The sequence below is a fragment of the Spirulina subsalsa FACHB-351 genome (assembly GCF_026130165.1).
In the GTDB taxonomy this organism is placed as follows: Bacteria; Cyanobacteriota; Cyanobacteriia; order Cyanobacteriales; family Spirulinaceae; genus Spirulina_A; species Spirulina_A subsalsa_A.
Map to the genome: position 1 here is coordinate 66,166 of NZ_JAIHOM010000006.1, position 7,182 is coordinate 73,347.

Genomic DNA, 7,182 nt, shown 5'->3' on the forward strand with positions numbered 1-7,182 from the left:
GGAAAAGATGAGTTTTAAACCGATTAAAACTGAGGTCGATTATCGTGAAGCGTTGGCGGAGGTTGGACGGTTATTTGATGCGCCCGTAAATACACCAGAAGGCGATCGCCTTGAGGTTCTGACAACTTTAATCGAAGCCTATGAAGAACAACATCATCCGATTGATTTACCATCACCCTATGAAGCGATTTTATACCATCTGGAAAGTCGCCAGCAACCTGTTTTAAGGTTTATTGAGGGGTTGAAGCGGCGCGGGGTAAGTGAGCAGGTGATTCAAGATGCTTTAAATGAATTGATAATTGATAATTGAGGTAAACCGATGAGCCGTCAAGAATTAGCTGGGAATAACAATCAAGTGCCGCCGGGGTATAAGCAGACTGAGGTGGGGGTGATTCCTGAAGATTGGGAGGTTGTTTTGCTTGGAGATGCTTTTGAAATTAGAAATCATTTAAGATTACCAATCAGTAAAAAGGTTAGAGATTCTATGCAGGGAAAATATCCCTATTATGGGCCAACTGGCGTACAAGGCTATATCAGTGAGTATCGAGTTGAAGGTGAACACGCACTAATTGGTGAAGATGGCGATCACTTTCTAAAATGGCGGGATATATCTATGACATTGTTGGTGAATGGTAAATTTAATGTCAATAACCATGCACATATTATAAAAGGAGTTAACAATTTAACTACTTGGTTTTACTATTTTTTTTGTCATCGAGATTTGACCCGGTATTTAAAAAGACAAGGGGCAGGACGTTATAAGTTAAACAAAAGCACCTTAATTAATATTCCTTGTGCAGTTCCACCCCTTCCAGAACAAAAAGCGATCGCCTCTGTCCTCTCAGACGTTGACGAACTCATCAGCAGCCTAGATAAGCTAATCGCCAAAAAGCGCCACATCAAAACCGCCACTATGCAGCAACTCCTCACGGGTAAGACTCGCTTACCGGGGTTTGGTGAGGGAATGGGTTATAAAAAAAGTGCGAAGGGAATGGGTTATAAAAAAAGTGCGAAGGGAATGGGTTATAAAAAAAGTGCGATCGGTTTAATTCCTGAAGATTGGGAGGTTACAATTATTGATGAAGTAACTTCTGAAGTTGGTGATGGTCTTCATGCAACACCTCTATACTCAGATCAAGGCAACTATTACTTTATTAATGGAAATAATCTAGTTGATAGTAAAATTTATGTTGACACAATTACACAAAAATGTGATCAATCCGAAGCTAAAAAATATCAACAAAGATTAAATCAAAGAACAATTTTATTGTCAATAAATGGAACTATTGGAAACCTAGCATTTTATCAAGGAGAACCAGTAATTTTAGGAAAAAGTGTAGCTTATTTGAATCCAACAAAAAATATTTCAAAAAATTACTTATATTATCAATTGCAAACTCAAACCATCAAAAACTTTTTTAGAAATGGATTAACTGGAACAACTATTTTTAATTTAGGATTAGGAACAATAAGAAAAACACCTATTGCAATTCCACCCCTTCCTGAACAAAAAGCGATCGCCTCTGTGCTTTCGGACATGGACAAAGAAATTGCCGCCTTAGAAAAACGTCGCGCCAAAACCCAAGGGATAAAACAGGGAATGATGCAGGAACTCTTAACCGGGAGAACGCGGTTAATTAACAATTATAATGGAGAATAAACAAAAGTGAATCCTAAGTTAGTGGAGTCTCTAGCAGAAGCCATCAACGCCCTAGCCCCTGATGATTATGCACTGTTTCAGTCCACTTTAATTGCTAAAACCATTCAAAAAACTGAAGGAATTTGTGGCGGTCATGCTCGCATTCGGAATACTCGTATTGCAGTCTGGACATTAATCTCACTGACCCAGCAACGTATGGATGAGGACACATTACTCCATAATTTTCCCGGCTTAACCCCCTTTGACCTCTTAGCAGCACGAACTTATTATAAAGCCAACACCCCAGAAATTGATGCCCTCATTGTCTCTCACCATAGCAGAGAAACGTCGCGCCAAAACCCAAGCCATAAAACAGGGAATGATGCAGGAACTCTTAACGGGGAGAACGCGGTTAATTAAGCCTTGATAGAGATAACACCAACAACCAGAAATCAGCAACCATATTGAGAGGTTGGAAATTGAAGCCCTTTAATAAACCCATCCCCCAAGAAAAACTAAATATTGTCAACAAAACCCGGTCGAACTTGTTTAGTTGGCGGGGTCAATTTTCCCCTCAACTTATTGAAATAATTTTAACACAATATTGCCCACCTGATGCCGTCATATTAGACCCCTTTGCAGGTAGCGGCACCGTTTTACTAGAAGCCGGAAATCTCCAACTTCCCGCCTATGGCTTTGATATTAACCCAGCCGCTTATATTCTCAGCCAAACCTATCAACTTATCAATAAACCCAGAAAACAGGAGTTAATTAAAATCCTGCGGGAATTAGTAGATCGAGAATTTCCTTATAGAATCTTTCAAAATGAGCCAGTGGAAAACCTAGCCGAAAAATTAACCCTAATTAGGAATCAGCTAGACCCAGAAGCCAGCCAAATATTTGAGGCTTTAGTGATTTTGCTCGATGTTGCCAACAATGCTGTTACCAACGAATTAATCCAGTCAAAACTTGCCGATTTAGTTAATCTTATCAAAAATCTGCCCTATTCCGACCACCCCATAAATATAGGTTTATCAGATGCCCGTTGTCTGCCATTACCCAACAACTCAATCGATTTTATCATCACCTCTCCCCCCTATATCAACGTATTTAACTATCATCAAAACTACCGCAAATCTGCCGAACTTCTAGGCTGGGATTTATTAACAATAGCACGGTCAGAAATAGGCTCAAATCGAGCCAACCGCAGCAACCGATTTTATACAGTAGTCCAATACTGTTTAGACATGGCTGAGACTCTCCGAGAACTTTCTAGGGTCAGCAAAAAAAACGCCCGCATTATCTTAGTTATCGGACATCAATCTAATGTTTTAGGTGTCCCTTTTTATAATGCCGATATTATCGAAAAGATGGGGATACAGGCTAACCTTTTCCACAAGCAATTAAGGCAAAAAAGAGAGTTTAAAAATAAATTTGGGCAAGTCATCCGAGAAGATATCATCAATTTTAGCAACCTGAAAAATCCAATTTCTCAAGCCAACCTTAACCAAATTGCGCGCCAAGTAGCCTTAGATATATTAAAAAGCGGTTTATCTTGGGTGTCTCCCGAAAATATAAACCACCTTAAAAAAGCCATTGATAGAGTGCCAGATATTGACAACACCCCCATCTTAGATAAAAGACTTTATATATAGCCACTGACTTAAATTAGTTCACCCTAATCAATACAAAATATATGCCTGATTTATCTCGACCTCATTACACAAAATTAACCGCTTGTCTCCATAACCCTCGCTTACCCGAACCTGACCGAGAAAAGCTAGAAGAAGCCATCAGAAAATATCATTTTTAAATTTTTAACCCTCAAAAATCTGTTGAACCGTTAACTCCAACTCAGGAAAAGCCACAGACTCCACCCTATCATTACCTCGAAATTGTCTAACTTCATACTCCCCATCAACCATTGTATAAACCGAAAGCGTCGGAGATTTAGGTTCACCAATAAAACGCCGCCCCCCTAACCCCAAATAATCGACAATCCAATATTCTGGGATTCCCATTAACTCATAATCTCCCACCTTTCTCAGATAATCATTTTGCCAGTTATTGCTAACCACTTCCACCACTAACCGCACCGAACCCCCCAAGGTAATAATAGACTCTTTTTGCCAACGGGGTTCCTTGCTTAACTCCCCCTTATCCAACACAATAATATCCGGCTGATAACCTGATTCATCATCCAACGGTTTCAGCAAACAATCACCGGGGATAGAGTAAGGTAACTCGTAACGGTCAATTATCAATTTTATGTGATAAAATGTAGGTACTTATTTATAAATACCTGCACCTGGTCACAAATTGCCTTGTATCTTAACTTAAAATGTCACCATCAAACCGCCAAAAAGTGTTAAAGATAGCACAAAAAAAGGGAGTCATTTGCGCCAAAGACCTAGCAAAACAGGGAATTCATCGACAGTCCCTTAAACGACTAGAAGAACAAAGCCTTTTGATTCGCTCTGGACGCGGAATATATACTTATCCCAAAGCAGACATCACCGAAAACCATAGCCTTGTTGAAGCCACTCAACGAGTCCCGAAAGGAACTATTTGCTTGTTGTCTGCCTTGAGTTTTCATAAAATCACCACCCAAAATCCCTGGGAAATTTGGTTAGCTATTCCTCAAAAATCACGTCATCCCCAAGAGAAACTTTTGCCACTGCGAATTGTTTATATGTCCGGTTCATCTCTCATTGAAGGAGTCGAAAATCATCAAATAGAAGGGTGTAACGTCCCGATTTATGGCCTCCCTAAAACAGTAGTTGATTGCTTTAAATTTCGCCATAAAATAGGTCTGGATGTTGCCCTAGAAGCCTTGCGAGAATGTTGGCAACAACAACGCTGCTCAATGGATGAACTCTGGCATTATGCTAAAGTTTGCAGAATGCGGAATGTAATGCGACCTTACTTAGAAAGTTTGACATGAACAAAAATAACGCTCAATCTATTATGCCTGAAGCACTAAATTAAGATGTTGCATCAGTTATTAATAGGGTCGTTTTCCCCCTCAGTTCATCTCTCAGATGCACCTACCAAGAGAAAAGTTAACCCTCAAAAATCTGTTGAACCGTTAACTCCAACTCAGGAAAAGCCACAGACTCCACCCTATCATTACCTCGAAATTGTCTAACTTCATACTCCCCATCAACCATTGTATAAACCGAAAGCGTCGGAGATTTAGGTTCACCAATAAAACGCCGCCCCCCTAACCCCAAATAATCGACAATCCAATATTCTGGGATTCCCATTAACTCATAATCTCCCGCCTTTCTCAGATAATCATTCTGCCAGTTATTGCTAACCACCTCCACCACTAACCGCACCGAACCCCCCAAGGTAATAATAGACTCTTTTTGCCAACGGGGTTCCTTGCTTAACTCCCCCTTATCCAACACAATAATATCCGGCTGATAACCTGATTGAGTATTCCACGGTTTCAGCAAACAATCACCGGGGATAGAGTAAGGTAACTCGTAACGGTCAATTATAACTCCCAGTTTTAGGCGGATAAAGCCTATAATATTAGAGTGCGCTCCTGTTCCTAAAGGCATTTCGACAATCCTTCCGTTGTGTAGTTCATACTTACAGGTGGCATTTTCTGGATACCAGGCGACAAATTCATCAAAGGATATGGGTTTAGTAATAGTTTGAGTCATAATAAAGGGGAATGAGGAATCTGGAATTGGATGCTCATATTTGGTCGGTTGATTTAATTATAAATTATTAACTGTCAACTGTCAATAAATGTGGCTATTAACAATCCCGTACAATGGCTAATGACTGTCAACCTAAAATAAGGACAAAAATTATAAGCAAGACACAGCAAGAAATCATCAAACAAGGCTATCAAGCCTTAATTGATTCCTTGGGAGTTGTTGATGCAATTCGGTTTATTCAATATTTTACTCCCGGTCAAGGCGATTATACCCAAGAACGCCATCAGTTTCTCGACCAAACATCCTTAGAAGAAATTTTGACCTCGATGAAACAGCATCAAGAAGACGACAGCCATCAATACGAAGAAATTATTGAGTAAGAGAGCTAAATCATGATTAAAGTTGGACAAGTTGAACGAGTTACCCAAAACCGCGTTATTAAACTATTTCAAAACCAACTGGGTTATACCTATCTGGGAAACTGGAAAGACCGAGAAAATAACCGCAATATAGAGGCTGAATATTTAACCCAATGGCTCACCCAGCAAGGCATTAAGGACACCCTCATCAATAAAACCCTGAGAGAATTGGATAAAGCCGCCAGCTTGGGAGAAACCCAAAACCTTTATGATGCTAATAAGGCCGTTTATCGCCTGCTGCGTTATGGCGTGAAGGTGAAAGGGGGGGCGGGTGAACAAACTCAAACGGTTTGGCTGATTGATTGGGAAAATCCCGACAATAATCACTTTTATCTGGCGGAAGAAGTCACCATAAAAGGCAACCAGAAGAAACGCCCGGATATTGTGGTCTATATTAATGGTATTGCTGTAGCGGTTCTGGAACTCAAACGTTCCACGGTTTCAGTGGCCGAAGGTATCCGCCAAAACCTGGATAATCAAAAAAAGGAATTTATCCGCCCCTTTTTTACCACCCTTCAGTTAGTGATGGCGGGAAACGATACCCAAGGACTCCGCTACGGCACTATCGAAACCTCGGAAAAGTATTATTTGGAATGGAAAGAAGCGGGAGTTAATGCCTTTGAGAGTCTCCTAGATTGGCATCTCAGTTTACTGTGTGAAAAAAGCCGCCTGCTGGAACTCATCCACGACTTTATTATCTTTGATGCAGGGATTAAAAAAACCTGCCGCCATAACCAATATTTTGGGATTAAAGTCGCCCAGGAATTTATCCAGCGCCTTGAGGGTGGCATTATCTGGCACACTCAAGGGTCAGGAAAAAGCCTAACTATGGTGTGGCTGGCGAAATGGATTCGGGAACATCAACGGGAGGCTAGGGTTTTAATTATAAGCGATCGCACTGAACTCGACCAACAGATTAACAGCATCTTTAAAGGAGTCGATGAGCAGATTTACCGCACCGAAAGCAGCGCCGACCTGATGAATAAACTCAACCAAACCCAACCCTGGTTAATGTGTTCCCTCATTCACAAATTCGGTCACTCTTCCCAAGAGGCGACCGAGGAATTTATTAACAGCCTCCAGCAACTCCCCAGCAACTTCTCCCCCAAGGGTAACTTATTTGTGTTTGTGGATGAATGTCACCGCACCCAGTCCGGGAAACTCCACACCGCCATGAAGCAAATTCTCCCGGATGCTTTATTTATCGGCTTTACCGGGACTCCCCTATTGAAACAAGACAAACAGCGCAGCATCGAAGTATTTGGGGGGTATATCCACACTTACAAATTTAACGAAGCGGTGAGAGATGGGGTTATCCTCGATTTACCAAAAACCCTGGGTCTAAAGCCCCGTCCTTCTAGGACGGCTTTTTCTTAATCGTAATACAATTAAGAGAATCACTTGCATTTCGTAAGATGCTCATTCTTTCCTATCAATACAAGTTGCGTCC

At 40.9% G+C, this 7,182-nt stretch carries 7 protein-coding genes and 2 pseudogenes; 7 read left to right on the forward strand and 2 right to left on the reverse strand.

Annotated elements, in window-relative coordinates:
• Window positions 1-7 precede the first annotated feature (7 nt).
• The 4 genes and pseudogenes from K4A83_RS02110 to K4A83_RS02125 form a co-directional block, all read left to right on the forward strand.
• The gene (locus K4A83_RS02110) at window positions 8-310 is read left to right on the forward strand and encodes a helix-turn-helix domain-containing protein (RefSeq protein WP_265262729.1); all 303 of its coding nucleotides are present in this window, start codon (window positions 8-10) and stop codon (window positions 308-310) included.
• 9 nt (window positions 311-319) lie between these two features.
• Window positions 320-1,660 (forward strand): restriction endonuclease subunit S, encoded by a 1,341-nt coding sequence (locus tag K4A83_RS02115; protein WP_265262730.1) that lies wholly within the window; start codon window positions 320-322, stop codon window positions 1,658-1,660.
• Window positions 1,661-1,666: 6 nt separating this feature from the next.
• A complete protein-coding gene (locus K4A83_RS02120) occupies window positions 1,667-2,059 on the forward strand; it encodes a DUF433 domain-containing protein (RefSeq protein ID WP_265262731.1) in 393 nt (130 codons plus the stop codon).
• A gap of 35 nt (window positions 2,060-2,094) precedes the next feature.
• Window positions 2,095-3,294, forward strand: a pseudogene (locus tag K4A83_RS02125) (DNA methyltransferase); the annotation flags it as partial.
• A 162-nt stretch (window positions 3,295-3,456) separates the two neighbouring features.
• Here K4A83_RS02125 and K4A83_RS02130 read toward each other — a convergent pair.
• The gene (locus K4A83_RS02130; protein ID WP_407809784.1) at window positions 3,457-3,909 is read right to left on the reverse strand and encodes a Uma2 family endonuclease; all 453 of its coding nucleotides are present in this window, start codon (window positions 3,907-3,909) and stop codon (window positions 3,457-3,459) included.
• Between the two features lie 71 nt (window positions 3,910-3,980).
• Between K4A83_RS02130 and K4A83_RS02135 the strand changes: the two genes are divergently transcribed.
• A complete protein-coding gene (locus K4A83_RS02135) occupies window positions 3,981-4,583 on the forward strand; it encodes a type IV toxin-antitoxin system AbiEi family antitoxin domain-containing protein (RefSeq protein WP_265262733.1) in 603 nt (200 codons plus the stop codon).
• Window positions 4,584-4,701: 118 nt separating this feature from the next.
• Here the strand turns inward: K4A83_RS02135 and K4A83_RS02140 are convergent, their stop codons facing one another.
• Entirely contained in the window at window positions 4,702-5,313 is a 612-nt protein-coding gene (locus K4A83_RS02140; protein ID WP_014274531.1) for a Uma2 family endonuclease, read from the reverse strand.
• 152 nt (window positions 5,314-5,465) lie between these two features.
• Here K4A83_RS02140 and K4A83_RS02145 point away from each other — a divergent pair, with 152 nt between their 5' ends.
• Window positions 5,466-5,693 carry a hypothetical protein gene (locus K4A83_RS02145; protein WP_407809785.1) on the forward strand — a complete coding sequence of 76 codons (228 nt, stop codon included), beginning with the start codon at window positions 5,466-5,468 and terminating at the stop codon, window positions 5,691-5,693.
• 12 nt (window positions 5,694-5,705) lie between these two features.
• Window positions 5,706-7,058 (forward strand): annotated as a pseudogene (locus K4A83_RS02150) (type I restriction endonuclease subunit R); the annotation flags it as partial.
• Between the last annotated feature and the right edge of the window lie 124 nt (window positions 7,059-7,182).